This window comes from Nonomuraea insulae (assembly GCF_042656245.1).
The window spans coordinates 61213-84812 of the sequence record NZ_JBHSPA010000031.1; the positions used below are offsets into that span (position 1 = coordinate 61213).

General features: G+C 68.8%; 25 protein-coding genes. 10 read left to right on the forward strand and 15 right to left on the reverse strand.

Translation table 11 applies throughout. The features are described from left to right. Window positions 1–130: 130 nt before the first annotated feature. A complete protein-coding gene (locus ACFPZ3_RS27530; protein WP_379517131.1) occupies window positions 131–1351 on the reverse strand; it encodes an MFS transporter in 1221 nt (406 codons plus the stop codon). 156 nt (window positions 1352–1507) lie between these two features. Between ACFPZ3_RS27530 and ACFPZ3_RS27535 the strand changes: the two genes are divergently transcribed. Further along, window positions 1508–1963 carry a MarR family winged helix-turn-helix transcriptional regulator gene (locus ACFPZ3_RS27535; RefSeq protein ID WP_379517132.1) on the forward strand — a complete coding sequence of 152 codons (456 nt, stop codon included), beginning with the start codon at window positions 1508–1510 and terminating at the stop codon, window positions 1961–1963. 22 nt (window positions 1964–1985) lie between these two features. Here ACFPZ3_RS27535 and ACFPZ3_RS27540 read toward each other — a convergent pair whose 3' ends face one another. The 3 genes from ACFPZ3_RS27540 to ACFPZ3_RS27550 all read right to left on the reverse strand — a co-directional run bounded on the left by ACFPZ3_RS27540 (window position 1986) and on the right by ACFPZ3_RS27550 (window position 5118). Next, on the reverse strand, window positions 1986–2624 hold the full coding sequence (locus ACFPZ3_RS27540) for a TetR/AcrR family transcriptional regulator (RefSeq protein WP_379517133.1): 639 nt from the start codon (window positions 2622–2624) through the stop codon (window positions 1986–1988). Window positions 2625–2779: 155 nt separating this feature from the next. Further along, window positions 2780–3922 (reverse strand): serine hydrolase domain-containing protein, encoded by a 1143-nt coding sequence (locus ACFPZ3_RS27545; protein ID WP_379517134.1) that lies wholly within the window; start codon window positions 3920–3922, stop codon window positions 2780–2782. Window positions 3923–3924: 2 nt separating this feature from the next. Then, entirely contained in the window at window positions 3925–5118 is a 1194-nt protein-coding gene (locus ACFPZ3_RS27550) for a serine hydrolase domain-containing protein (protein ID WP_379517135.1), read from the reverse strand. 73 nt (window positions 5119–5191) lie between these two features. Here ACFPZ3_RS27550 and ACFPZ3_RS27555 point away from each other — a divergent pair, with 73 nt between their 5' ends. Beyond that, the gene (locus ACFPZ3_RS27555) at window positions 5192–6928 is read left to right on the forward strand and encodes a tetratricopeptide repeat protein (protein WP_379517136.1); all 1737 of its coding nucleotides are present in this window, start codon (window positions 5192–5194) and stop codon (window positions 6926–6928) included. Here ACFPZ3_RS27555 and ACFPZ3_RS27560 read toward each other — a convergent pair. Beyond that, window positions 6925–7086 carry a hypothetical protein gene (locus ACFPZ3_RS27560; RefSeq protein WP_379517137.1) on the reverse strand — a complete coding sequence of 54 codons (162 nt, stop codon included), beginning with the start codon at window positions 7084–7086 and terminating at the stop codon, window positions 6925–6927. The two genes, ACFPZ3_RS27555 and ACFPZ3_RS27560, sit on opposite strands and share 4 nt — an antisense overlap. 344 nt (window positions 7087–7430) lie before the next feature. On the opposite strand from ACFPZ3_RS27560, the gene ACFPZ3_RS27565 reads away from it, so the two are divergent. Further along, window positions 7431–8417: an aldo/keto reductase gene (locus tag ACFPZ3_RS27565; RefSeq protein ID WP_379517138.1), complete on the forward strand. Its 987-nt coding sequence runs from the start codon at window positions 7431–7433 to the stop codon at window positions 8415–8417. Between the two features lie 157 nt (window positions 8418–8574). On the opposite strand, the gene ACFPZ3_RS27570 is transcribed toward ACFPZ3_RS27565, so the two are convergent. Beyond that, entirely contained in the window at window positions 8575–9165 is a 591-nt protein-coding gene (locus ACFPZ3_RS27570; RefSeq protein WP_379517139.1) for a TIGR03086 family metal-binding protein, read from the reverse strand. Window positions 9166–9217: 52 nt separating this feature from the next. Here ACFPZ3_RS27570 and ACFPZ3_RS27575 point away from each other — a divergent pair, with 52 nt between their 5' ends. After that, window positions 9218–9700 carry a MarR family winged helix-turn-helix transcriptional regulator gene (locus tag ACFPZ3_RS27575; protein WP_379517140.1) on the forward strand — a complete coding sequence of 161 codons (483 nt, stop codon included), beginning with the start codon at window positions 9218–9220 and terminating at the stop codon, window positions 9698–9700. Window positions 9701–9731: 31 nt separating this feature from the next. On the opposite strand, the gene ACFPZ3_RS27580 is transcribed toward ACFPZ3_RS27575, so the two are convergent. Next, on the reverse strand, window positions 9732–10511 hold the full coding sequence (locus ACFPZ3_RS27580) for a DeoR/GlpR family DNA-binding transcription regulator (RefSeq protein WP_379517141.1): 780 nt from the start codon (window positions 10509–10511) through the stop codon (window positions 9732–9734). Window positions 10512–10648: 137 nt separating this feature from the next. Here ACFPZ3_RS27580 and ACFPZ3_RS27585 point away from each other — a divergent pair, with 137 nt between their 5' ends. The 5 genes from ACFPZ3_RS27585 to ACFPZ3_RS27605 all read left to right on the forward strand — a co-directional run bounded on the left by ACFPZ3_RS27585 (window position 10649) and on the right by ACFPZ3_RS27605 (window position 15382). After that, window positions 10649–11629 carry a carbohydrate ABC transporter permease gene (locus ACFPZ3_RS27585; RefSeq protein ID WP_379517142.1) on the forward strand — a complete coding sequence of 327 codons (981 nt, stop codon included), beginning with the start codon at window positions 10649–10651 and terminating at the stop codon, window positions 11627–11629. Beyond that, window positions 11629–12504 (forward strand): carbohydrate ABC transporter permease, encoded by an 876-nt coding sequence (locus ACFPZ3_RS27590; RefSeq protein WP_379517143.1) that lies wholly within the window; start codon window positions 11629–11631, stop codon window positions 12502–12504. Before ACFPZ3_RS27585 ends, ACFPZ3_RS27590 begins: the two co-directional genes overlap by 1 nt. Before the next feature lie 43 nt (window positions 12505–12547). Beyond that, window positions 12548–13885, forward strand: a complete 1338-nt coding sequence (locus tag ACFPZ3_RS27595) for an ABC transporter substrate-binding protein (protein ID WP_379517144.1) — start codon at window positions 12548–12550, stop codon at window positions 13883–13885. Window positions 13886–13970: 85 nt separating this feature from the next. Next, complete coding sequence (locus tag ACFPZ3_RS27600) at window positions 13971–14696, forward strand: glycerophosphodiester phosphodiesterase (RefSeq protein WP_379517145.1); 726 nt, start codon at window positions 13971–13973, stop codon at window positions 14694–14696. A 41-nt stretch (window positions 14697–14737) separates the two neighbouring features. Continuing rightward, the gene (locus ACFPZ3_RS27605) at window positions 14738–15382 is read left to right on the forward strand and encodes an HAD family hydrolase (RefSeq protein ID WP_379517146.1); all 645 of its coding nucleotides are present in this window, start codon (window positions 14738–14740) and stop codon (window positions 15380–15382) included. 494 nt (window positions 15383–15876) lie between these two features. On the opposite strand, the gene ACFPZ3_RS27610 is transcribed toward ACFPZ3_RS27605, so the two are convergent. After that, a complete protein-coding gene (locus ACFPZ3_RS27610) occupies window positions 15877–16512 on the reverse strand; it encodes a nucleoside deaminase (protein ID WP_379517147.1) in 636 nt (211 codons plus the stop codon). Between the two features lie 55 nt (window positions 16513–16567). After that, the gene (locus ACFPZ3_RS27615; protein WP_379517148.1) at window positions 16568–17092 is read right to left on the reverse strand and encodes a PadR family transcriptional regulator; all 525 of its coding nucleotides are present in this window, start codon (window positions 17090–17092) and stop codon (window positions 16568–16570) included. A gap of 68 nt (window positions 17093–17160) precedes the next feature. Here ACFPZ3_RS27615 and ACFPZ3_RS27620 point away from each other — a divergent pair, with 68 nt between their 5' ends. Then, window positions 17161–17874 carry a cysteine hydrolase family protein gene (locus ACFPZ3_RS27620; protein WP_379517149.1) on the forward strand — a complete coding sequence of 238 codons (714 nt, stop codon included), beginning with the start codon at window positions 17161–17163 and terminating at the stop codon, window positions 17872–17874. A gap of 157 nt (window positions 17875–18031) precedes the next feature. Here the strand turns inward: ACFPZ3_RS27620 and ACFPZ3_RS27625 are convergent, their stop codons facing one another. From ACFPZ3_RS27625 to ACFPZ3_RS27650, 6 genes are all read right to left on the reverse strand, one after another. After that, on the reverse strand, window positions 18032–18187 hold the full coding sequence (locus ACFPZ3_RS27625; protein ID WP_379517150.1) for an alpha/beta fold hydrolase: 156 nt from the start codon (window positions 18185–18187) through the stop codon (window positions 18032–18034). After that, a complete protein-coding gene (locus ACFPZ3_RS27630) occupies window positions 18184–18729 on the reverse strand; it encodes a MerR family transcriptional regulator (protein ID WP_379517151.1) in 546 nt (181 codons plus the stop codon). Before ACFPZ3_RS27630 ends, ACFPZ3_RS27625 begins: the two co-directional genes overlap by 4 nt. Window positions 18730–18739: 10 nt before the next feature. Beyond that, a complete protein-coding gene (locus tag ACFPZ3_RS27635; protein WP_379517152.1) occupies window positions 18740–19600 on the reverse strand; it encodes an SDR family NAD(P)-dependent oxidoreductase in 861 nt (286 codons plus the stop codon). A 239-nt stretch (window positions 19601–19839) separates the two neighbouring features. After that, entirely contained in the window at window positions 19840–20571 is a 732-nt protein-coding gene (locus tag ACFPZ3_RS27640; protein WP_379517153.1) for a maleylpyruvate isomerase family mycothiol-dependent enzyme, read from the reverse strand. Window positions 20572–20597: 26 nt separating this feature from the next. Beyond that, window positions 20598–22034 (reverse strand): FAD-binding oxidoreductase, encoded by a 1437-nt coding sequence (locus ACFPZ3_RS27645; RefSeq protein ID WP_379517154.1) that lies wholly within the window; start codon window positions 22032–22034, stop codon window positions 20598–20600. 25 nt (window positions 22035–22059) lie between these two features. Further along, entirely contained in the window at window positions 22060–23568 is a 1509-nt protein-coding gene (locus ACFPZ3_RS27650) for an MFS transporter (RefSeq protein ID WP_379517474.1), read from the reverse strand. Window positions 23569–23600 lie beyond the last annotated feature (32 nt).

Below are 23600 nucleotides of genomic sequence, written 5' to 3' on the forward strand. Positions count from 1 at the left end.
TGCGTAAGAGAGGCGGGAGGGCGGAGAGAAAGGCGACGGGTTTCGCGTGAACGCGGATCTCTCGCCTTCCAGGCGGCCAAGAGTCACTTTCCTTGCTGGAGGGCGCTCTGCCGCAGCGGCGCGCCGGGGGTCAGTGGTGGACGACTTCAGCGGCCGGCGTGTCCGCCCGCCCGGTGGCAGGCCGCTGCGACCTGGCAGCGACGGGCCCAGAGCGGTGCTCCAGGCGCTGCGAGGCGAACGCGAGGACGAGAGCGGCGGCGGCGAGCACCGCGCCCACGGCGTTGGGGGCTGTGTAGCCGTACCCGGCGGAGATCACGATGCCGCCGAGCCAGGCGGAGAGGGCGTTGCCCAGGTTGAAGGCGCCGATGTTGGCGGCCGACGCCAGAGTGGGGGCGTCGTGCGCGAAGTCCAGGACCCGCTTCTGGAGCGGGGGGACGGTGGCGAAGCCCAGCGCGCCGATGAGGAAGACGGCCACGGCCGCCACGGCCTTGTTCGGCGCGAAGACGGTGAACAGCGCCAGGACGACCGCGAGACCGCCCAGGGCCGTGAAGAGCATCGGCATGAGCCGGCGGTCGGCGAACCGTCCTCCGATGAGGTTCCCAGCCACCATGCCCAGTCCGAAGAGCACCATCAACCAGGTGACGGAGGAGTCCGCGTAGCCGCTGACCTCGGTCATCATCGGCGCGATATAGGTGATCGCGGCGAAGACACCTCCGAAGCCGAGCACAGTCATCGCCATGGCCAGCAGCACCTGGGGGTTTATGAGCGCCGCCACCTCCTGCCGCAGCTGTACGCCCTCGGGCTTGGGGAGGTTCGGGACCAGCTTGGCGACACCGGCCAGGCCGACGACACCGAGCCCCGCGACGATCAGGAAGGTGACGCGCCAGCCCGCGCCCTGGCCGACGAACGTGCCCAGCGGGACGCCGACCACGTTCGCCACGGTCAGCCCGGTGAACATCAGGGAGATCGCCCCGGCCTTCTTCTCCGGCGCCACCAGCTCGGCGGCGGCCACGGAGCCGATGCCGAAGAAGGCGCCATGGGCCAGCGAGACCACGACCCGGCCGACGAGCATGGCGGCGAAGACCGGAGCCACGGCGGAGATGACGTTCCCCACGATGAACAGGCCCATGAGCAGCATGAGCATGTTCTTGCGGGAGATCCTGGTACCGAGAACTGTCATGATCGGCGCCCCGATCATGACGCCGAGCGCATAGCCGGTGACGAGCAGGCCGGCCGTCGGCACGGAGACTCCGAGGTCGCCTGCGACCTGAGGCAGCAGCCCCATGATCACGAATTCGGTGGTACCGATCCCGAAGGCCCCGATGGCCAGAGCCAGCAGTGCGAGCGGCATGACATGTGTCCTTACGATGCAGACGATGAGGTAGCGCACAAGCGCCTTACCGGCACGTACAATAATTGCATACGCCTCATATTGCAAACGCGGGTATACTGTCGTACATCACCAAGGGGTGCGCCCAAGTCGACCGCCCGGACCGAGGAAGCCGAAATGACCGCCACAGACCCTGCGATGACCGCCCTCGCCCACAGCTGGTCTGCGCTCTCGCTACTGCACGGGCGCATCGAGAGCAGCATCGAACGCGCGCTCCAGGCCGCACACGACCTGAGCGCACGTGAGTACTCCTTGCTCGACGTCCTCAGCCGGCAGCATGAGGGCGAGGGCGGCCACCTGCAGATGCGCCAGGTCGCCGACTCCGTCGTCCTCAGCCAGAGCGCGACCACCCGCCTGGTCGCCCGGCTGGAGAACCGCGGCCTGCTCTCCCGCTACCTGTGCCCCACCGACCGGCGCGGCATCTACACCGACATCACCGACAAGGGCAGTCGCCTGCTGGAGGAAGCCCGTCCCACCAACAACACGGCCCTGCGCGAGGCCCTCGAAGCTGCAGCCGCCGCACCCGAACTCGCCCCCCTCGTCCACGCGGTCGAGCAACTGCAGAGCCGTTGAGCAGGTCAACGCGGCGTTGTGCCTACGCGGTCCGCTGCTGGTCATTGGCCGCCCGGGGACGGGCAAGTCCAGCCTGGCCTGCTCGGTCGCCGATGGGCTCGCCGATCGGTTCGGGGTCGAGAACAGCGCTGGCACCGCGAAGGAGCTCGGTACGCAGGTCGTCCACAGGCACGTCCGCGAACTGGCTGACAGGGTCGGTGGCAGCCGCGAACGCCTGGGCCGCACGGACACGTCGGCGCCAGTCGGGATCGGGCCCGGCGAGCAACTCGATGGCCCGGTTCACGATGGTGACCATGCGTGACATGACTTCGGTCGTCTCGTCGCTGTAGACCGAGGCGTCGCGCAGGAGCAGGGCCATGGTCTCGCGGTGAGCGAGCATGACGTCCAGGCAACCGCCCAGCACCTGATGCCTGATCTCGATCTGGGTGGGGCGAACGGCCGCGTCCTCGACCGCGGCTTCGAGCTGGGCGATCGGCGGGCCGATCAAGTTTGCCAAGATCTCGCTCTTGCTGCGGAAATGGTGATAGAGCGTGGGCTTGGTGATGCCGACCCGTTCCGCGATGTCGCGCATGGAGGCCGCGCGATAGGTTTGCGTGCTGAACAGCTCCCGTGCTGTCTCGATGATGCGGCTTCGGGTGTCGCCCGGCTCGTGACGAGACAACGGTGATCCTCCACTTTCGATGTTCAGCGGTCACAGCCTACCAGCCTACCTATCGGTCGGTTGGCAGGCTGCTCAAGACGCGGCGGCGCCCGTCATCGCCATGGGCGGCCGGAGCCCGACGTGGCGGTGGAGTCGGGCTCGGCCTCGATGGATGATCACGGGAGCGCTTCGTACACCGCCGCCGTCAGTCGCCTGGCGTTGGCGTCCGCCCCTTCGATGTAGCCGGACATGCGGTTGGGAACGTACGCGAACGCCAGATCATGTGCGGGGTCGGCGAAGGCGAGGCTGCCGCTGGTGCCGCCGTGCCCGAACTGGGTGCGGGTCTCGCCCGGCCACAGCGGCCCGCCGGGCAGCATGAAACCCAGGCCGAACCGGGTGTTGACGAGCAGGACGTGGTCGTGGCCGTGGGATTCTTCGTGTACGGCGGCGTCGAGCAGATCGGGGTCGATCAACCGGTGCCCGTCGACTTCGCCGATCAGCGACGCGTACAGCCTGGCGAGGCCGGAGGCGCCGGCCACGCCGCTCATCGACGGCTCTCCGACGGCCAGGAAGGCGGGGTCGTTGAACTGGTCGGTCCTCGACATGGACAGGGTGTTGAGCGATCGGGCCAGCAGGGTTTTGGAGGCGAACACCGCCTTGCTGAATTCGGCGAACTCGGGCTCCTTGGGCCGTGCCCGCATCAGTTCGACGATGGGAAAGATCAGCGGCGCCAGGCGTCCGGCCTCGCCCTCGCCAAGTCCGACGAACACGTCTTTGCCCGCCACTCCTGACAGGACTTCGCCGATGGTGCGCCCGCTGACCCGGCGCACGAGCTCCTGCAGGATCCAGGCGCCGGTGCTCGGGTGGTAGCCGTGCGCGGTGCCGGGCTGCCAGGCGGGGGGCTGTGCGGCGAGCGCGTCGGCCGGGCTGTCTCCGGCGATCAGGACGCGCGAGGAGATCGGCTTGTCGAGTGCCGGGATTCCGGCGCGGTGCGACAGCAGCCATCTCACGGTGATGTCCCGCTTGCCTTCAGCGGCGAACTCGGGCCAGCACTCCGCCACGGGCGTGTCCAGGCTGAGCGTGCCGTCCTGGAGCAGGAGCAGCACGGCGATGGCCAGCAGTCCCTTGGTGGCGCCGGTGATCGGGGCAATCGTGTCGGCGTCCCATGGCCGGCGCGTCTTGATGTCGGCGGTGCCCGCCCAGATGTCCACGACGGGGACGCCGCGATGGTAGACACACAGCGCCGCGCCACGGTCATGGCCCTTGCCGATGATCTGTTCGAACGCCTCGCCGACGGCGGAGAACCGCGGTTCCAGCATGGTCAGAGCCTGCCTTCGTACAGCGCCTCGATCAGGCCGCGGACCCGGAAGTCGCCACCTTCGAGCAGCTCGGAACCACGGTTGGGAACGTAGGCGAAGGCCAGGCCACGCTCGGGGTCGGCGAAGGCGAACGACCCGCTGGCGCCGCTGTGCCCGAACAGGCCCGTGATCTTCTCCGACGCCGGCCACATCGGGCCGCCGGGCAGCGCGAAGCCCAGCCCCCACGAGGTGCGCACCTGCAGGATCTCGTCGATGCCGTCGCCGTAGGAGTGCCGCACCTGCTCCATGAGCCCAGGGCCGAGCAGCCGGACGCCGTCCACCTCGCCGATCAGCGCGGCGTAGTAGCGGGCCAGCGACGCGGCGGAGGCGACGCCGTCCATGGACGGGCTCTCCACCTGGTAGGTGCTCGGGTCGTTGGTGGCGTCCCAGCCGATGGCGACGCTGCCGAACATCGACCGGTACGTCAGCGAGGTCGGATCGTTCAACGCCTCGACCATATCGGCCAGCTCGGGCACCTCCATCCCCAGCATGATCTGCTCGGCGTCGGGGACCACCATGACGGCCATCCGGGACAGCTCGGCGTCGGGCACGCGGATGTAGCAGTCGAGGCCGCCGAGTGGCGCGGCGATCTCGCGGGCGAAGAACTCGCCCAGACTCGTCCCCGAAACCCGCCTGACGATCTCTCCGGTCAGATGGCCGAACGTCACGCCGTGGTAGCCGTGCGCCGCGCCGGGCGGCCATTCGGGCGCCGCGGCCGCCAGGGTATCGGTGATCGGCGTCCAGTCGCGGAGGTCCTCCCAGGTGACCGGCCTGGCCTCCATGGACGGCAGCCCCGCGCGGTGGCTGAGCAGCACCCGGACGGTGATCTCACCCTTGCCGTTCTGGGCGAACTCCGGCCAGTAACGTGCCACCGGCGCGTCCAGGTCCACCTGACCACGCTCGACCAGCAGCAGCAACGCCCCCGCCGCGAAGGTCTTGGTGGTCGAGGCCAGGACCGCGATCGTGTCGTGTTTCCACGGACGGTGGGTGTCGGAGTCGGCGTCGCCGCCCCACAGGTCCACGACCGGCTCGCCGCTCTGATAGACGGCCAGCCCTGCGCCCACCTCGGCGCCTTGGGCGAAATTGCGCTGGAAGGCGTGCATCACCGGCTCGAAGCCTTCGGCAGCGGTTCCCTGGATGTCGATGTCTTTCACCATGCCCCCTCTCGCCCGACCGGTCGGTCGGCTCTGAGGGGAGCCTACCTACCGGTCGGTCGGGGTCGCAACCGAAGTGCCCACGAGAGCGCGTGACAGCAGCGGACAGCTGATCCTGCTCGACAACGCCCTCGATACCGACCAGGCCCGGCCGCTGCTGCCGAACGCGCCCGGCTGCCTGGCACTGGTCACCAGCCGCGTCGAGCTGATCGGCCTGGTCGCGGCTGAGGGCGCCAACACGTTGTCGCTCGGGCTGTTCTCACCCGAGCACTCCCGCGAGCTCCTGACGCGCCGGCTTGGTGTGGCGAAGGTGGGCGCCGAGCCGCGGGCGGTCGACGACATCGTCTCCCGGTGCGCCGGGCTGCCGCTGGCCCTGGCGATCGTGGCCGCCCGCGCCCACACTCGCCCGGCGTTCCCTCTGGGCACCCTGATCTCGGGCCTCCACGGGGCCACCGATGACGACGGTGACGACGATCGCGCTGACGGCGGACGGGGCGACGGTCTGGACGCCTTCGACGGCGGCGACGCCTCGACGAACATGCGTATCGTCTTCTCCTGGTCCTACCGCGCGCTGTCCCCCGACGCCGCACGCCTGTTCCGCCTACGCGGCCTCTTGCCGACGCCCGAGATCTGCACCACCGCGGCGGCCAGCCTGGCCGGGATCCCGGTACGGCACGCCCGCCGCCTGCTGACCGAGCTCGCCCGGGCGAACATGGCGACGGAGCGCTCCCCGGGGCGTTACGGCTGGCACGACCTGCTCCAGGCCTATGCCGAGGAGCTGACCCGCCAGCACGACTCCGAGGCGGAGCGCCACGAGGCGCTGCACCGGCTCCTCGACCACTACCTGCACAGCGCCCACCTCGGCGACAGGCTCCTGGACCTGTACCACCGCGTGCCCCTGACCCCGGCGCCGCCGCGGCCCGGTGTGGTCCTGGAGCGCATCACCGACCGCGCGCAGAGCGAGGCCTGGTTCGCCCGCGAGCACCGGACGCTCCTGGCAGCCATCCGGCACGCCGCGCGGCTCGGGTTCGACAGGCACGCCTGGCAACTGGCCGGCGCCTGCTGGGGCTTCCTGTCCCAAGAGGGGCGCTCCGATGACCAGGTCGCCATGCATCACATCGCGCTCGAGGCGGCGGCGCGGCTGAACGACCCCGCCGCGCAGGCCCATGCCCACGTCGGGCTCGCCCAGGCCCTCATCCGGCTGGGCCAGGACGAAACGAGCGAATCCCACCTGCGCGAGGCGCTCGACCTGTTCGGCGGGCTGCGTGATCACGTTGGTCAGGCGCTCTGCCTCATCTATCGCAGCGTTCTGAAGGACCGTCGCGGCCAGTACGGGGAAGGGCTGGACCTGAGCGTGCTGGCGCTCCAGTTCTACCAGGCGGCCGGCGACCGCGCGGGCGAGGGCAGGGCCCTGAACAACATCGGCTGGTTCCACGCCCAGCGCGGAGCGTACGAGGAGGCACTGCGCCGCTGCCAAGAGGCCCTGGCCATCCACCGCGAGCTGAACGATCTGCCCGGCGAGTCCGCCACCCTCGACAGCTTGGGCCACATCCACCACCTGCTCGGTCAGTACGAGGAGGCGATCTCCTACTACCGCCGATCTCTCGCGTGGCGCCAGCGCGGCAAGCGCGCACTCGGCGCGCGGACCCTGCGGCGGCTGGGCGAGGCGCAGCTGGCGGCGGGCCGGCTGGACGAGGGCCGCGCCGCCCTCCGCCATGCACTCGACCTCGTCGTCGAACTCGCCCCCGGGGACGCCGACGCACTCCGTGCCCGAATCGACGGGCTGACCGATCCGGAAGAACCATCGGTTTAGATGTCGGCGACGGATGCCGCCGCGATGTCCAGCGCCCACAGGTTCGGCGCCGTACGGAGCGGAGCCAGCACGCAGGTGACCGACAGCGAACACAACTCCCGGTTCCGGGCCGGCGCCGTCAGGCCGGGCGACTCCACATCGAGCTCCAGATACTCCACGGGGCAGCCACCGAGTGGGGTCAGGTCGGGCGAACCCTTGCTCGACGGACGCAGCGGCGACCTCCGGACGGTATTCGGGGGCTGGGTATCGAACACCGTCCGGCGCCAGGGCCGGCGGCCGCCCGCCGCATCGTGTCGGTGGCGAAGGCGCCCGGGCGCAGGCACGTCCAGGCGATTCCTGAGCCGGCCGCCGCCTGCTCGGCATCGCCGTGCATGCGACTGGTCGAGGCGGCATTGGTGACCGGCGCGGACAGCAACGGCCGGCGTCGGCGAACCGGTGGTTGCTCTGGAGTGCGCTCCAGGATGCAGACTCTCGCCGAACACGGCAGCGGAAGGAGCAGCGCATGAGGTATCGGGTGATCGGGACGGATCCGACGACGCGTCGTGAAGTGAGCGTGCTGAGTCTGGGGGCGATGCGGTTCGGTACGTCCACCGATGAGGCGACGTCGCTGGCGATCCTGGATCGTTATGTCGAGGCCGGTGGCACCTTCATCGACACGTCCAACAACTACGCCTTCTGGGCCAACGGCGGTCAGGGCGGGGAGAGTGAGGCGCTGCTCGGGCGGTGGCGGCGCAGCCGTGGTGTCGGGGACGAGATCGTCATCGCCACCAAGCTGGGTGCCCGGCCGCTGGCCCCCGGCACCAGCTTCACCGACAACCCCGAAGGGCTGTCGGCCAAGGTGATCCGTGAACAGTCGGAACGCAGCCGTGAGCGGCTCGGCATGGACAAGCTGGGCGTGCTGTACGCCCACATCGAGGACCCGCGGGTGCCGTTGCAGGATACCGTGGAGGGCTTCGCCGACCTGGTCGCCGAGGGAGCCGTCGGGCTCCTGGGGGTCAGCAACCACTGGGCCTGGCGGGTGGAACGCGCCCGCGCTCTGGCCGCGTCGGCCGGCCTGCCCGGCTACGAGGTTCTGCAGTATCGCCACAGTTACCTGCGACCGCGTACCGACCTGCCCAGCGTGTTCTCCCCGGACGGAACGCCGAGTGGTGTCGGTGGCGACCTGCTCACCTACGTGCGGGAGGAGCCCGGCCTCACCCTGGTGGCCTACTCCCCGCTGCTGGTCGGCGCGTACACCCGCCAGGACAGGCCGTTGGACGCCGAATTCGACCATCCAGGCACGCCTGCGCGCCTGGCGGCCCTGCGAGAGGTGGCAGAAGAGACGGGAGCCACCGTCAACCAGGTCGTGCTGGCCTGGCTGATCGGCGGGGACGTCCAGGTGATCCCGCTGGTGGGCGCGTCCTCGGTGGCTCAGCTGGACGAGAGCCTGGCCGCGGTCGACCTCGACTTGGCCCCCGAACAGCGTGCCAGGCTGGACACGGCGAGGTAGCGACGGGGCTGCCCGCCGTTCCGCGGATCGCCCTGGAGTACGCCGAGCCTCGCAACTCGTCACCCCTGGCCGAGAACGAGTCGACCGTCTCACCGTCGAGATCCGGAGAGGGCGCTTCGGCGTAGGCGACCTGCCGGATGAGCTGGTGGTTCACGGATCAATCTATCTCGGGCCAGCGTGGAGAGCGGCCCAGGATGGCGACGATCTCGTCCAGGCGTGACCCGCCAGTCCACGCGAGCGCCGGCGCGAAGGACGCTCCGGGCGCGAGGCGCGCCTTGCCATCGGGTACGGCCGTCGCCACGGCGAGGCCGGCCTCCAGCAGTTCCGGCGCGAACTCGACCTCGACGCCCAAAGCCTTGGCGAGATCCCAGGAGTGGACCACGTAGTCGATGAAGTGGAAGCTGACCCCCTGCGCCCCGGGCACGGAACGTCCGAGCTCGGGCAGCGGGAAGACCTGGTCGAGCACGCCGTCGGCGGCGAAAGCCGACAGCACATGGTCGGCCGAGGCCCGATAGCTGCCGACGGGGTCCTGCCGAAGAGGGCGCGGCTTCCATCGGGCGAGATCACCGTCGCCTCTGGAGGCCGCCGCGAAGCCGTAGTGCTGGGCGGTCATGTGCGCGAGCAGGTCGTCCACGGTCCATCCCGCGCAGGGCGTCGGTCGCGACAGGTCGGCGGCCCGTACGCGAGCCGCCAGCTCGACGCTGACCTGTACGGCCTGTGAGTCCAGTTCGATCCAATTCGTAGGCATGTGCCTATCGTCTGCGGATGCCTATTATCTGTCAAACAGGTATCGTGAGCTCATGACGGGCCGCCGCGACCTCGCCGAGATGCTGAATCCGCTCGTGCAGTCCCTCATCGCCGCGGAGTTGCCCGTCCTGGAGGCACATGGAGTCTCCATGTGGGGCTACGTGGTGCTCGGAGCCCTGGACGACGGTTCGATCCGTACGCAAGTCGCGCTCGCCGAGGCGATCGGCGCCGACAAGACCCGCATCATCGGCACCCTCGACCAGCTCCAGGCGGCCGGACTGATCACCCGCGACCCCGATCCCCTCGACCGCCGTGCGCGGATCCTCGCCATCACCGGCGAGGGTCGCGCGGTGCGCCGAGCGGTGCGGGCCGAGATCCAGTCCAACGAGGAGCAACTGCTCGCCCGGCTGCCCGAGACCGATCGTCACGGTTTCCTGCGCACCGCGGACGCCCTGTACCGGATGCTGCGCGAGGAGAGCGGCGCGAAGGCTCCGAGCGATCGATGGCCGGTCCAGCGAAAGAACGCGGCACGGTAGTCGCAGGCAGTTCACAAAGATCGCCGCAGTATCAGACGCGGAGCACTCTGGCGCCGGCTGCGCCGTAGCGCTGCGCGGACGATCGGGACAGCTGTTTGCCGGTGACGACCCAGGCCAACTCCCCGACGTCGGCGAACTTGGCGAAGCTGGTCACCCCGAATCGGGTGTGCTCGCACAGCAGCACGGACTGGCGGGCCGCCTGCATCGCCGCCGTCTTGGCCTGCGCCACGGACGGGTCAGGAGTCGTCAGCCCGCGGTCGATCGACACCCCGTTGGCGCCCATGAACGCCAGGTCGACATTCAGCTCGGCGAGCATCGCCGTCGCCCACCGGTCGACCGTGCCCATGGTCGCCGGCCGCAGCCGGCCGCCGACAATGATCACATCGTGATCAGTATGACGTCCGAGTTCGGCAGCAACGGTCAGAGATCGGGTCACTACAGTCATCCGCTGCAGCCTGCGCATCGGCCCCACCAGATCCTCCGGCAGCGCACCCTCGTCGAGAAGCACCGTGCCGACGTCGGCCATCAGGGCGACCGCGGCTTCGGCGATCGCCAGCCGCTCCTCGGTGGGGGCTTTGTGCCGGTTTTCCACCGGCGTCTCGTAGCGGCCGATGTCAGTGGGGTAAAAGGCGCCGTACGACCGGACGATCAGCCGCTGCGCCTCGAGCGCGCGCAGATCCCGGCGCAGCGTCACGGGCGAAATCGCGAACAGGTCGGCGATCTCGGAGACGACCGCACGACCTTCGTTGCGGACATAGCCGAGGATCCGCTGCTGACGGTCGAAGGCACGGCCCTGAAACGAGCTGGACATCCTGATTTACGCCCTCGCACATATGGTTGAAACGTTCGCGCAATAATCACAGATTTGCCATCTTCTGACCAGAGTTGAGCGTGGGACCACCAGTAAAGTCACCAGCGTTCATCGTCGATGCGGATGGGTGGTAGCCCGTGAGCAGTGGAGCAAGCGATCTCGGTTCGAGATCAGCTCTGTCGATCGGCGCCCGCCGGCAGGCCAATGCCGGGGGAACGGCCTCCGAACGGTCAATCGGTGCGATACGCCGGCGACGGCGCGGGTACCTGCTGTTCGCCGCGTTCGCGCTACCCAACCTGGCGTTGATCGCCGTGTTCTCCTACTGGCCGATCATCGAGAACATCTATCTGAGCTTCACCAGCTGGGACTTCATCTCGCCGCGCGCCGACTGGGCCGGCCTGCTCAACTACGAGGCTCTGTTCAGCAGCTGGACTTTCCCCGAGGTCCTGTTCCGCACGCTGGTGTGGGTGGTCGTCGTCGTTGTCGTGACCTTGGTGCTCGGCCTGGCGCTGGCGCTGCTGTTCTCGCGGCGCATCCGGGGCACCACCGCGGTGCAGACGCTCGCCTTCTCCCCGCACGTCCTGTCCGGGGCGGCGATCGCGACCATCTGGCTGCTGATCTTCGATCCCCATCACGGCCTCAGCCGGCTGCTGTTCAACGCGTTCGGAGCGGACTCGCCGTCCTGGACGACCGACAGCTCCTGGGCGCTGTGGGCGTTGATCATCGTCTCCATCTGGAAGGGTCTCGGCTTCGTCGCGATCGTCTACCTGGTGGGCATCCAGCAGATTCCGGCCGAGGTGCTGGAAGCGGCCAGTATCGATGGCGCCGGCCGGTGGACGCAGTTCCGGCGGGTGATCTTCCCGCTCCTCTCCCCCACCACCTTCTTCCTGGTGATCACCCAGACGATCTCCGCCTTCCAGTCCTTCGACGTGATCGCCATGATGACCAAGGGCGGGCCCGCCGGCGCCACCACCACGTTGAGCTGGTTCATCTACGACGAGGCGTTCAACCGGAGCAACGTCGGCGTCTCGAGCGCGGCTTCCATGATCATGTTCGTGGTGCTGATGGTGATCACCGTATTGCAGTTCCGATTCGTCGAGCGGCGGGTGCACTACTGATGACGGTCATGCCGAACGCGGTGACAACCGAGGTCACCCCGCACAGTTCGTCCGGCCCTCGGCGTACGCGCTGGTGGAGCGTGGTCGCCCTGGTGGTCGCGGCCCTGGTCTTCCTGATCCCGCTCTACCTCTTCGTCAGCACGGCGTTCAAGACCGACGCCGACATCAACAGCTGGCCGCTGCGGCTGATCCCGCGATCGCTGACCCTGGAGAACTTCGTCAACGCCTGGACGGTGGCGCCGTTCGGCCAGTTCCTGATCAACTCGGTCGTGGTGGCCGCGATCGGGACGGTGCTCAAGGTGGTGCTGGCGATCTCCACCGCGTACGCCTTCGCCTTCCTGCCGTTCCCGGGCAAGCGCTGGCTGTTCATCTTCATGATCGGCGCGCTGATGGTGCCGGGGCACGTGACCCTGCTGGTGAACTACATCACCATCGGCCATCTGGATCTGGTGAACACCTATGCGGGCCTGATCCTGCCGGGCGTGGCGTCGGCGTTCGGCACCTTCCTGCTCTACCAGTTCTTCCGGTCGATTCCGCGGGAGGTGCTGGAGGCGGCGCAGTTGGACGGCGCCGGGCATCTGCGCACGATCGTCTCGTTCATCGTGCCGATGTCCCGGCCGGCGATCATCACAGTCGGACTGATCGCCGTGATCGACGAGTGGAACGGCTTCGTCTGGCCGCTGATCGCGACCAACTCGGTCAACATGCGAACGCTGCCGATCGGGTTGCTCTATCTCAAGGAGAACGAAGGCATCAACGACTGGGGCGCCCTGATGGCCGGAACCCTGTTCGTCATCCTGCCGATGGCGATCGTCTTCCTGCTGGCACAGCGCTACATCGTCGCCGGTCTGGCCGGCGGCGTGGTTCGCCGGTGATTACCACGTACCTGCGATCCGGGTCGATCAGAAAGGAACCAGTGTGACCGGGACCAGTCTCAGCCGCCGCCGACTCCTGACCGGTGCCACCGCGGCCGCGGCCAGCCTGGCGCTGACCGGCTGCGTCGGCCGTTCGGAAGGCGTCTACGCCCAGGTGAGCGGGGAGGTGCCGCCGCAGTTCGCCCGCCGCGAGCGGGTCGTGCTGTGGAGCGCGTTCACCTCCGCCAACGCCAAGATTCTGCAGTCGGTCATCGACGGGTTCAACGGTTCGCAGCAGGACATCTTCTGCGAGATCCAGGTGTTTCCCGGATACTCCCCGCTCGATTCCAAGCTGGCCGCCAGCTTCGCCGTGTCGCAGGTTCCCGACATCGTCACGCTCAGCGATGTGAACTGGAACCGCTACTTCCTCGCCGAGACGCTGGAACCGCTGAACGGCTACTTCGACGCCGGCTTCGGCCCCGACGCCTTCCACCCGAGGTTCCTGGCCGAGGGCACCATTCGAGACCAGGTCTACTGGCTGCCCTGGGCTCGTTCAACACCGCTCTTCTACTACAACAAGGAGATCTTCGCCGGCGCCGGGCTGCCCGATCGCGGACCGAAGACGTTCACCGAGTTGCGGGAATGGGGCCGTCAGCTCAAGGGCTTCAGGTACCGCGGCTCACCGGTCAAGATGCGCGGCTACAGCAGCACGGACGACTGGTACTTCCAGGGCTCGACCTGGGCCTTCAACGGCGGTTACTCCGATGGCATGGCGCCGAGGCTGGACTCCGAGCAGACCGTCGCCGCCCTGGAGTTCGATCGGGCGTTCATCCACGACGACCAGATGGCCTACCTGGCCGCCGACATGAACGCCGATTTCGTGGCAGGCGTGACGGCGACCATCTGCAACTCCACCGGTGCGCTGACCTCGCTGCTCAAGGCGGCGAAGTTCGAGTTCGGCGCCGCCTTCCTGCCCGAGCAGAACGGGCCCGGCGTACCGACCGGAGGCAGTGGACTGGCGATCATGCGCAACGCGACCAAGGCCCGCAAACAGGCGACCTGGGAAGTGGTCAAGTACCTCGCCGAGACGGGCGCGCCCGAGTGGAGCCTCAACACCGGCTATCTCCCGGTGACCACCAGCTCACTCAACTCCTCGAAGATCAAGGAGCGCAATGCCAAGACCCCCGCGTACCAGGTCGCCCAGGATCAGCTGAGCCGCGCCCGTCAGCCGGATGCGATGCGCCGGTACGTGAACGAGGCGATCGCCGAGGTGCTGATCGCACTGCAGAAGGTGTACGCCTCCGACGCCGACCCGGGCGAGGTGCTGCATGAAGCGGCCCAAAATCTCAACCCGGGCATCCAGCGCGTGCTGCCGAAGTATCGGCGGCTGGTGACGTCCTGAACCTGGGACCTCTCGTGCCGCCGATCCGTCGGCCGCCGGCACGAAATTTCATTGACCAGTAGAAGTTTATCGAGAAAGGATAATCGTGGCATTTGCCGTCATCGGACACCGCGGCGCCATGGCCGAAGCACCCGAGAACACCATTGCGTCCTACCGTGTGGCAGAAGAGGTCGGCGTCGATGAGGTGGAAACCGACGTACGAATCAGCTCCGACGGGCAACTCTTCATGCTGCACGACGCGACCCTGGACCGGGTCGCGGCCGAGCCGGCCGGCAAGGAGCTGGGCCCGGTCGCGGAGCTGGCCTGGTCGACGATCAGCTCGGTCGATGTGGGCGAGGGCGAGCGGGTGCCCACGCTGGAGCAGATGTATCAGGCGACGACGCGGCTGATCCAGTTGGAGATCAAGGATCTGGCCGCCATCGACGGCCTGGCCGACTTCTTCCCCCACCATCCCGGCTACGCGGAGCGGACGATCCTGACCGGCTTCTCCGTCGAGGCGATCACCACCGTAGCCGAGAAGCTGCCGGAGATTCCGCGGGGCATCATCGTGTCCAGCTGGACCGATGCCGAGGCCCACCCGGGTGGCTACCGGAAGCTGATCAAGGAAACCGGGTCCTCCCGCATCCACAGCGGCGGGGAAGGGCTGACGGCCGAGATCGTCCGGCAGCTGCACGACGAGGGCTTCCCGGTGCATGGCTGGCCCACCCGCAACGAGGACGATCTGCGGCACTGGCTCGAACTCGGCGTGGACGGGACGACCAGCGACGATCCCCGTACGGTGCGACGCTGGCTCGCCGAGGCCCTCCAGTGACGGCGAACACAGCTGCCCCGGGCGCCGGTCCGTTGGAAGCGGTGCTGTTCGACATGGACGGCACGCTGTTCGACAGTGAACCCCTCTGGGACGTCAGTCTCGCCGACCTGGCCGAGATGCTCGGCGGCACGCTGTCGATCGAGACCCGTCGCCGGGTGGTCGGCGGGAATCTGCGGTCCACCGCGCGGATCGTCCAGGGTGACCTGGGCGTCGAGGCCGATGTCGAGAAGTCGGCCGCCTGGCTGCTGGAGCGTACCCGGCAGATGTTCGCCCTCGGGGTACCGTGGCGTCCGGCTGCCCAGGCCGTGGTGGAATCCGTACGCCGGTCGGGGATTCCCACGGCGCTGGTGACCTCAAGCCACCGCGCCCTGGTTGACGAGGTGCTGGCCCAGCTCGATCCCGGCATGTTCGACACCGTGGTCTGCGGGGACGAGGTGACCCACCCGAAGCCCCATCCGGAGGCGTACCTGACGGCGACCGAGCGGCTGGGCGTTGATCCGCACAACTGTGTGGCGCTGGAGGATTCCCCACCGGGCATCGCGGCGGCGCTGGGCGCGGGCTGCCTGGTCGTGGCCGTGCCTGAGGATGGTGAGGCGCTGGCCGACGGTCACGGTGCCGTGGTGGTTCCGCTGGAAACCGTCACCGTTGATCGGCTGATCTCGCTCCTGGCCGCCCGTACCGGCTGATCTCGCTGCCGGCCGCCCCGGACCGGCCGGGCGGGCGGAACACGGCCCGGGGCGGCGAGGCTCAGCCGAGCCCGCGTGCGGCCGATGGCACGTCGGGCGTTGCGGCCCGTACGCGGAGCTCCCGCTCGACGCCCTAAGGAGGTGCCAATGGTAGACATCAGCTGGGAGGGATTCGCGCTGGCCGCTCTCTTCGCCGCCTTCACCGGCTTCAACGACGCCGGCGCCCTGGTCGGGATCGGCCTGCGGATCCGCCGTCACCGCCGCCGACGCCGTCCATCTCCTGTGGGCGCTGACCGGCTTCGAGTCCTTCGACCAGCTCTACACGGGAAGGGCTCTGCCGGCCGACAGGGTCGCCGACCTGATGGTCGCCGCAGCCGAACGAACGGTGCTGCGCCCGGGTGAGTAGCCGGCGAAGCGGAGTCTCCGGAGATTGTTGGCGGGATGCTGGTCGTACCGGCCGGACGGGCGCATACCGGCAGCGGCCAGCCATGGTGCTACTGACTGCGTTCGATCAGAAGATCCCACACCTGTTCCAGAGCTTGCTCAGGGGTCTCGGGAAGATCAGCGGCGCTTCCGAGCCGATGTGCGACGGCTCGGGCGAGCTCCGCACGTCGCGGTGCCGTCTCTTCCATCGCTCGAAGCAGAGCTCCGCTGGTGTTCAGACACGGCAACACTGCGAACCACTCGCCGAGCGGTCCAGCGAATGGTCCTGTGACCTCCGGCCACCGGCGCCGCACTTCATCGTTGAGCTGCGGCATCTGCTCGATTCCCAGCCAGGTCGGATCGAACGCGCCGAAATGGAACCGGCCGATCCGTGCCACGACCATGGCTCCTAAGCACATCGGACACGGATGCAAGGTCGTGTAGAGCACACTGTCACGGGAGCGGTCCTTCCGCGCCGGAAGCACCGCCAGCGCCTCCATCTCCGCGTGAGCGAGAAGACCCCGTGGCGACTCCGACGTGAAACGCTGGTTGCGCCCCTGACCGATCACGTTCCCCGTTCCGTCGGTGAGCACCGCGCCGACGGCGACTCCGCCATGACGGTAGGACTCCCAGGCCATCTCCACAGCTGCCCGCCACGGCTCATCCAGCTGTGACCAGAACTCGCGAGCTGATCCTCGTATCGACATGCCGTGATCCTTTGGAAATACTCCTCGATGCCTGTCCACACCATTTACGCGACGGTCAGCAGGTTGTCAGGGACAAGATCTCATGAAGCCAGGCGCGCTCGGCGCGGCTGGTGGCGCGTGCGATGACCAGCATGCCGCGGCGGTACGGGTCATCCACATCCCGTGCTTGCAGAGGCCGGGCGCCGTCGAAGAAGAAGCTGGCCGGCTGTTCCAGGAACTCCAGCCGCCGGCGCAACACGGCGTGCTGGTCGGCGACGTCTGGAAGCAGGGACAGGAACGCCAGGATGGTGAAGTAGCGGGTGCTGTCGGTGATGTCGTGGTCGGCTGGTTCGCGGAGCCGGCGCAGCAGGTCGGCGTGACCGTTGTCGGTCAGGCTGAGCACCCTGCGCTGGGCGGCGGAGGTGCCCGGCTCGGTGCGCTGTTCCAGGAGGCCGGCTTTGGCCATGCGGTTGATCGCTGGATAGAGGCTGCCGTCGCTGACCGGGCGGTTGTGTCCGGACAGCGCCGCGACCCGTCGTCGCAGCTCGTATCCGTGCAGCGGACCTTCGGCCAGGAATCCCAGGATGGCCAGCTCGAGCATGCTGCTACTCTGTCGCATTGAATCGGTACATCGAAACGATGTATGTCGAATCGAGCTAAGGGGAGCGGATGTCGTACACCGAGGAGTGGGTGACCGCGCGCGCCCGGGTCGCCTACGAACAGGGGCGTGCGTCGTTCGAGATCCATCCCGAACGCTCGGCACTACTGGTCATCGACATGCAGGACGAGTTCGCCCGTCCCGGGTGGAGCCCATACTGGGTGCCGGGCGCGACCCGGATGGCCGCGCAGCTGCGTCGGCTCGTCGAACACTGCCGGGACATGGACATTCCGGTGATCTGGACCATATTCGACGACACGCACTTCGGGATCGACCGCCCGTACTCACTGCGCCATCTGCCGCACGCCGACACCGACTGGCGCAGGCCGGGGCCCGCTGAGGTCTGGGACCAGATGGGCTACCGCGGTGACGAGGTCCTGATCCGCAAACCGTCCTACGGCGCCTTTTACGACACCCCGCTCGACACGATCCTGCGCAATCTCGGCCGGGACACGGTCATCGTCACCGGAACCCTCACCAACTACTGCTGCGGCACCACGGCCCGGCAAGCCTACGAACGCGGGTACCGGGTCGTGTTCGGCGCGGACGTCACCGCCACCGACGACGAGTCCCGCCAAGAACCGGAGCTCGCCGTGCTGCGCAAGGGCTTCGCGCTGGTCCTGCGGGCCGCGGAGATCATCGAGCGGCTGGCAGGGCCAGGCCAGGCACCGGCAGACAACGCCTCGGCAATGTCTGACGAGCATGGCCGAGGCCCAACCGGGTGAACCCAGACAGCTGAAAGGCGACCCGTCGCATCGCACGATCAAGGGAATCTTGGGCCGCCGAGGCAGATCGGGCCGAGCCATCCGCCCGCCGAGCCGGCGATGGCGGTGCCGGAGCATTTCTGCGCGGCCCTCAAGGGCTCTTCGGCCACAGCGTGTCCTAGTAGGCGGTGAAGTCCTGGACGAGCTTGACGAAGTCGTCGGGGCGTTCGGCGCGGGAGACATGGCCGGTGTCCAGCTCGGCGTAGAAGCTGCCGGGGATGGCGGCCTGGATCTCGCGGGAGGTCTCCACCGGGATGTACGCCGCGGCCCTCACTCCCCCGGTAGTGCCCGTCGCGGCTCGGGCGGCAGTGCCGTGGGTTCGGTGCCGATGGTGGTGTCGAGGGCTTGAACGTCCGGCCCGGTCGAGCCTCCGTAGGTGGCGATCTTGTACTCGATCGCAGTGAGGGACAGGGTCAGCTCACGGATCCGGCGGCGAGTGGTGTCGCGATGTTCGAGCAGGACGTCGAGCCGCTCGGGCACTGTGTGCTCTCCGGCGTCGACGAGCGAGACGTAGTGCTGCAGGTCGCGCATCGGCATACCGGAAAGCCGCATCCGGGTGAGGAACACCAGACGCCGCACCGCGTTGGCGTCGTAGACGCGATGCCCGTTGTTGTCGCGGGCCACCTCGACCAGCCCGGCCCGCTCGTAGTAGCGCAGCGTGTGGGGCGAGATGTCGAGGAAGTCGGCGACCTCGGCGATCATCATCGACTCGGGCATGCCGGCCAGGTCGGTGAGGCGAAGGATCGCCTCAACCGACGGCGGGCCGTCGTCCCCGAGGGTTTCGAGAGCCCTGGTCATCAGATCGTCGGTGGCCATGTCAACCAGCCTAGATCGGCCGGACCGATGCCGGGACCCCCTCGAAGTCGGCGCTGCGGGCGGTCTCGGCCCACCGCTCGACCTCGGCCAGGCCACGCCGGTAGACACCCGAGATACGCTCAACCGCCTCGCGCCCGAGCGGCAGCCGCAGCGGCACCTCCTCACCGTGCGCGAGGGAGAGGATGATCTCGGCCGCCCGCGCCGGGTCACCCTCCTGCAGGCCGTCGGTCCTGGCCATGTCCGCGCGGACATTGGCGAGCAGGTCACGGTAGGTCTCGGACACCTCGGCGAACTCGAGCACGTCGGAGGCGTTGAAGTCGGTCCGGAACCGGCTGGGCTCAACGATCATCACCCGGATGCCGAACGGCGCGACCTCCCCGGCCAGGGCCTCGGACCAGCCTTCGAGGGCGAATTTCGACGCCGAATACGTCGATACGCCGGGGAACGACATCCGCCCACCCTGGCTGCTCATCTGGACGATCGTCCCCGTGCCCCGGGCACGCATGACGGGGAGCGCCGCACGGACGAGCGCGGCGGGTCCGAACAGGTGCAGATCCATCAGCTCACGCAACTGCGCGTCGCCGACCTCCTCGACCGCTCCGACCACGGCCCGGCCCGCGTTGTTGACCAGCACGTCGAGCTGGCCGAAGCGGTCGAGGGCGGCGCGCACGAGGTCCGCGGCCGCGGCGACGTCCCGGACGTCGAACTTCACGATCAGGCAGTCGTCCGGGTACGTTGCCTCCAGGTCGGCCACGCTCTCCGGCCGCCGCACGGCCGCCACCACGTGGTCGCCCGCTGCGAGCGCCGATTCCGCCAGTGCGCGCCCGAAACCGCGGGATGCGCCGGTGATGATCCAGGTCTTCGTCGTCATGGCGGGAACGCTAGGGCTTTGAGCGCGCTCAAACGCAAACCGGCGCGAACACTGCCGTCGATCTGCGGATGCAGCTTCATCATGCGGTGGGCCTGGCGAGGCGTGTGATTGGTAGCGGGCCGACGTGCGTGGACGGGGGCGGAAGGCCAACTGGGATCGGGCAGGAGACGGGCTCGTCCGTCCGTCGTGATCGTGAGCTGATTCCCGATCGTGCCTACGGCCGTGAGCCGGCCAGCTCGTCAGGGCTGGTCTGCCCGGCCCCAGCCGGGGGTGGGTGGCTGCGGCCAGGCCGGCGGGATCGGTAGGTTCTCGCCGGGGCCGGCGGTACGGCCGGCGAGCCAGCCGAGCAGCACGTGCCCGTCGGCGGCGACTGAGGGCCCGCCGGGGGTGAGCTCCCATCTGTGGCCGAGATCGACCGCCTCGGCCGAGCCGATGGGGAACTGTTGCGCCTTCAGCGTGGCGAGTGTGCCGTCGAGAGCCCACATGACGTACGAGGCCGGCCAGTCGGCCGTACGGTAGCCGTGGCGTAGGTCGAGATGGTGGGTTTCGAGCTCGCGCAGGCACCGCCACAGGGTGAACCAGGCCGGGTGCCGCCAGCCCGCCAGCGCCGTGACCAGCCGATCCCAGGCGTCGGCGGGTAGCGCCCTGGCCTCCTCCGCGAGGCGCTCGAGGCTGAGGCGCACGTCGGCGGCGAGTTCGGCCGCACCTTCTGCGGTACCGGGCGGGGGCACCGTGTTCGGCCTGCTGCCGGGCTGGGGGCACCCGCGGGCCGAGCGCAGCGGCCAGGTGTAGGCGTCGGCGCTGCGGGCGACGTGCCTGAGGCCGCGTGTCCAGGCAGGGAGCGCCGAAGGAGCGCGCACCTGGTCATCGCTCAACCCGGCCGCGGCCCCGACGAGCCGGGCACTGGATCGGGTGACCTCCTCGACCAGGTCGCCGATGGCCTCTTCGGTCAGCGGCGGGATCGTGGTCACTGGCCGGCGGCTTCCAGGCGATGAAGTCATTGAGCCGTTGAGGTGATCTCAGAGAGATCACCCAACGGCGGGATGTTGTGGTTGATACGGAAGAGCTGGTTCGGGTCGTATGTCGCCTTCAGCGCGGCCAGCCGCTGGTAGTCGTCCTCGGTGTAGGCCCGCCTGACCCGCTCGGGAGCCGAGTCGTGGTCGAACAGAAACCCCGGAAGCATGGCGCCGGTGTCCCATCGCCCGAGCCGCTCCAGCACCTCGTCGGCGGCGGTGCGCGCCGCCTCGGCCCGCTCGGCGGGCGCCGGCATCCGCAGCCACAGGTGGAAGGCCGCGCCCTGGGTGCTGACCGCGTGCGGGCGGCCGGGCGGCCGGTTCAGCGCCCCGCCCAGGTGACGCAGCTCGATGCCGGGGTACGGGCCCCCGGGATTCGACGGGTCGATGAACGAGACCAGCTCCCCCACGGCCTCGTCGTCGAGTTCGTGCAGCAATGCGCTGCGCAGGTGCACCGAGACCGGGTTCTTGGGGTCCTGGTGGACCTCGGTGATCTGCGTGTACGGCAGGACGGCGCAGGTGTTCTTCTCCGGGCCGAGTGCGCGCAACGGCTCCACCAGCCGCGCGCCCTGCTCCTCGCCCCCGGTGTATATCACCCGGATCTGCACGAACGAGCGGCCACGGAACTCCTCGGGCAGCTGCGGCGCATTAGGCAGGCGCATCAGTGTCACCGAGGATGACATCTCCTCCGGCTGCTCCTTGGCCCAGGCCAGGTAGGTGCCGAGTACGTGGGCGGCGTGCGTGGGATCCTCGCCCGGGTACCAGAGCTCACCACCGTAGATGGTGCGCAGCGGCAGCAGCTCGATCTCGGCCGCGACCACGACGCCGAAGTTGCTCTTGCCACCCCGCACCGCCCAGAACAGGTCGGGCTCCTGGGTGGGCGAGACTGTGCGGAGCCGGCCGTCTGCGGTGACGATGTCGAGCGAGCGGACGTGGTCGGCGGCGAAGCCGTACGTGCGGCCGGCCAGCGGGAGCCCGCCGCCGGTCAGGTAGCCCATCACTCCGACCTGACCGGAGGAGCCGCACAGGGGCGCGAGGCCGTACTCGGCCGCCGCGGCGAGCACCTCGCCCCACCGCAGCCCGGCTCCGATCCTTGCGGTACGGGCACGCGGATCCACCGCCAGCTCACGCAGCTGTTCGGTGGCGATGAACACGGCTCCGTCCGCAGGCACCGACTTGCCGTGCCCGGTCGACTGCACCGCGACCGGTCGCCCGGCCTCCGCCGCGAACCGGACGGCAGCGGCCACGTCATCGGCGTCCGCGGCGACCACGACCACCGCGGGCCGGTGCTCGACCGTCAGCAACCAGCCGGAGCAGGCCTCCTCGAAGCCCTCGTCGCCGGGGTGGAGCGTGCGCCCCCGGATCAGCTCGCGCAGGCTCACCAGGTCGCGCCAGTCGGCCGTTGAGTTTGTATGCAGCATGTCGATCATCCGCCTTTCGGGCATGTCACTTATGTGCTTTCTCGAAGGAGTTCGTCTGGTCGTCGGTTTCCGTGGGCGGCGGCGGAGGGCTCGGCATCCGGGCGTTACGCAGCAGGGTCGCGGCTGCTACAGCCAGCAGAGCGGCGAGCACCGCGCCAACGATCGCGGTCGTTTGCAGGCCGTGCACAAAGGCCTCTCGGGCCACCGACAACAGCCCTGAGCCCTGGGCGGCGGGTAGCTCACGAGCGACGTTGACAGCTGCGGCGAGGGTGTCCTTGGCCGTCTCGGCTAATGGGGCGGGCAGCCCCTCGGGGAGCTTGTCGGTCAGGTTCGCCCGGTACACCGCGAAGCCGACGCTGCCGATCACCGCGATGCCGAGCGCGCTGCCGAGGTCGGTGCCGGTCGAGGCCATCGCGGAGGTGGCGCCGGCCCGCTCGGGCGGGGCGGCTCCCACGATCAGTCCGGTGCCCAGCGAGATCATCGGCCCGAGCCCGAGCCCGATGACGGCCGCCCCTGCCACCGCGACGTACAGGTCGGAGGGACCACTGACCCGGGTCAGCACCACCATGCCGACCACAGCGACCGCCAGGCCGCCGGCGAGCAGGGTGCTCAGCTTCACACAGCTCGCGAGGCCAGGAGCCGCCATGGCGCCGATCATGACCGCGATGGTGGTGGGCAGCGACCAGAGTCCAGCCTGCAGCGGGGGCAGCCCGCGTACCAGCTGCAGATACTGCATGACGAAGAACTGCGAGGCCGAGGAGAGCAGGGTCGCCAGCACGAGCATGCCCAGGGCTGTGCCGAACAGACCGTCGCGGAACAGCGAGACGTCGACCAGCGGCTGCTCGAGCCGGCCCTGGCGGTAGAGGAACAGCGCCGCCAGCACCAGGCCGACGACGATGGCGATGCCCGACTCGGGGCGCAGGCCGTCCTCGGCGATCCGCTTGATACCGAAGATCAGGGCAAGGACTCCGGCGATGGACATGATCGCGCTGATGAGGTCCGGGCGGGAGACCGACTCGTCCCGGTACTCCGGCAGCACGAGAGGACCGAACACGATCAGCAGCAGCATGATCGGGACGCCGAGCAGGAAGACCGAGCCCCACCGGAACAGCTCCAGGAACGTGCCGCCGACCAGCGGTCCGATCACCGTGCCGAGGCCGAAGAAGCCGGTCCAGGCCCCGATCGCCGCACCCTGCTGCCTGGGGTCCCGGAACATGATCCGGATCAGGGAGAGGGTGGACGGCCTCAGCGTGGAACCCGCGATACCCAGCAGTGCCCGGGCAGCGATGAGCATCGCCGCATTGATCGCGAATGCCGAGAGCACCGAGGCCACGCCGAACGCGACCGCGCCGATCAGCAGCAACCGCCGGCGGCCGATCCTGTCCCCGATCGCGCCCATGGGGATGAGGAAACCGGCGGTGAGGAACCCGTAGATGTCCACGATCCACAACAACTCGGCGTTGCCGGGCCGCAGGTCGGCGGTGAGGGTGGGCAGCGCCAGGTGCAGCACGGTCAAGTCCATGGCCATGACCATGATGGGAAGCGCGAGGATCGCCAGCCCCAGCC

Excerpts from the sequence above, each read along its gene's own strand:
- ACFPZ3_RS27580 (WP_379517141.1), bottom strand. The coding sequence starts at position 10,511 with ATGTCCAGCTCGTTTCAGGGCCGTGCCTTCGACCGTCAGCAGCGGATC.
- ACFPZ3_RS27630 (WP_379517151.1), bottom strand. The coding sequence starts at position 18,729 with ATGGCCACCGACGATCTGATGACCAGGGCTCTCGAAACCCTCGGGGAC.
- ACFPZ3_RS27615 (WP_379517148.1), bottom strand. The coding sequence starts at position 17,092 with ATGCTCGAGCTGGCCATCCTGGGATTCCTGGCCGAAGGTCCGCTGCAC.
- ACFPZ3_RS27550 (WP_379517135.1), bottom strand. The coding sequence starts at position 5,118 with ATGGTGAAAGACATCGACATCCAGGGAACCGCTGCCGAAGGCTTCGAG.
- ACFPZ3_RS27635 (WP_379517152.1), bottom strand. The coding sequence starts at position 19,600 with ATGACGACGAAGACCTGGATCATCACCGGCGCATCCCGCGGTTTCGGG.
- ACFPZ3_RS27565 (WP_379517138.1), top strand. The coding sequence starts at position 7,431 with ATGAGGTATCGGGTGATCGGGACGGATCCGACGACGCGTCGTGAAGTG.
- ACFPZ3_RS27610 (WP_379517147.1), bottom strand. The coding sequence starts at position 16,512 with ATGTCGATACGAGGATCAGCTCGCGAGTTCTGGTCACAGCTGGATGAG.
- ACFPZ3_RS27545 (WP_379517134.1), bottom strand. The coding sequence starts at position 3,922 with ATGCTGGAACCGCGGTTCTCCGCCGTCGGCGAGGCGTTCGAACAGATC.
- ACFPZ3_RS27620 (WP_379517149.1), top strand. The coding sequence starts at position 17,161 with ATGTCGTACACCGAGGAGTGGGTGACCGCGCGCGCCCGGGTCGCCTAC.
- ACFPZ3_RS27645 (WP_379517154.1), bottom strand. The coding sequence starts at position 22,034 with ATGCTGCATACAAACTCAACGGCCGACTGGCGCGACCTGGTGAGCCTG.
- ACFPZ3_RS27590 (WP_379517143.1), top strand. The coding sequence starts at position 11,629 with ATGACGGTCATGCCGAACGCGGTGACAACCGAGGTCACCCCGCACAGT.
- ACFPZ3_RS27650 (WP_379517474.1), bottom strand. The coding sequence starts at position 23,568 with ATGGTCATGGCCATGGACTTGACCGTGCTGCACCTGGCGCTGCCCACC.
- ACFPZ3_RS27570 (WP_379517139.1), bottom strand. The coding sequence starts at position 9,165 with ATGCCTACGAATTGGATCGAACTGGACTCACAGGCCGTACAGGTCAGC.
- ACFPZ3_RS27530 (WP_379517131.1), bottom strand. The coding sequence starts at position 1,351 with ATGCCGCTCGCACTGCTGGCTCTGGCCATCGGGGCCTTCGGGATCGGT.
- ACFPZ3_RS27535 (WP_379517132.1), top strand. The coding sequence starts at position 1,508 with ATGACCGCCACAGACCCTGCGATGACCGCCCTCGCCCACAGCTGGTCT.
- ACFPZ3_RS27575 (WP_379517140.1), top strand. The coding sequence starts at position 9,218 with ATGACGGGCCGCCGCGACCTCGCCGAGATGCTGAATCCGCTCGTGCAG.